This window comes from Limosilactobacillus mucosae (assembly GCF_046939755.1).
GTDB classification, from domain to species: domain Bacteria; phylum Bacillota; class Bacilli; order Lactobacillales; family Lactobacillaceae; genus Limosilactobacillus; species Limosilactobacillus mucosae_A.
The window spans coordinates 1-965 of record NZ_JBKZAY010000072.1 but is presented as its reverse complement, the minus strand read 5'-3'; the positions used below and the strand labels follow the sequence as shown (position 1 = coordinate 965).

The following is a 965-nucleotide window of genomic DNA, read 5'->3' as shown; positions in this document are numbered from 1 at the left end:
ATGTTACCTTGACAGGGTACAGTACCTGCGATGAAAGCTTAACCTTTGATTAGTTGAACTCACCAGTGGTTGGGTCCATTACCTTGTATTGATTTGTAGTTGGGTTGTATTGGTAGATTCCCTTCAAGTGGGAAACATTTGGGTCACCATCTGAGTTGCGTACGTCTACTTGGTAGTAGCCATCTTCACCCTTAGTAACGGTGTATTGGTCGCCATTTTCCTGTTGCAGACCGGCTGCTTGTACCAAACCGTTGATGATACCGGCTTCTTCGGTGTCAACGTGTTGTGCAACTACTTGTGATTCTACATTAGCACTTTCGCCGCTGCTAGTAACACTGCTGGATTCAGCCGCCTTGTTGGTGTCAACATTTGCTGCTTGACTTATAGTCGTAGCCGCTGCTACTGGAGCTGTAGTAGTTTGAGTAGCCTTAGAAACAGCCGTCTCGCTATTGCTTGAAGCTACCGGTGCAGATGCAACCGAAGCAACTGAACTTTCATTCTGTACTGAACTAGTTGAAGCAACCGAGCTGCTCTGAGATTGACTAGAAGAACTTGCAGCTTTCTTTACGCTTTTAGCACTCTTGGTACTCTTAGCTACCTTTACGCTGCTGGCTTCTTGGCTAGTAGTCGTTGAGGTGCTGGAACTGGTGGCGCAACCCGTCAAACCCAGTGCAGCCATTAAAATAATTGAACTTGTTAAAATTTTGTGTTGCAGCTTCATCATGATCCTTACCCCCGATCAAATTAGAATTTCCTGAATGAATTTTCTTTTTCTTTACACTCTTATTATACTTCATTTCGAACAATAATGTAACAAATATTTCAAAAATATTACAGCGATTAATTCTTATTATTTGACTTACCCTACCACTACAGCTTTACAATAGTATTGATAGCGTTTTCTAGCGCTTTATAGCAAGAGTAATAATAATGTAACAAAAGATACTCTATATTAAAGATTATTT

At 41.1% G+C, this 965-nt stretch carries 1 protein-coding gene; it reads right to left on the bottom strand.

Features of this window, described 5'->3' with window-relative positions; genetic code table 11:
- Positions 1-49 precede the first annotated feature (49 nt).
- On the bottom strand, positions 50-724 hold the full coding sequence (locus ACLUWI_RS10115; RefSeq protein ID WP_412147219.1) for a hypothetical protein: 675 nt from the start codon (positions 722-724) through the stop codon (positions 50-52).
- Positions 725-965: the final 241 nt, after the last annotated feature.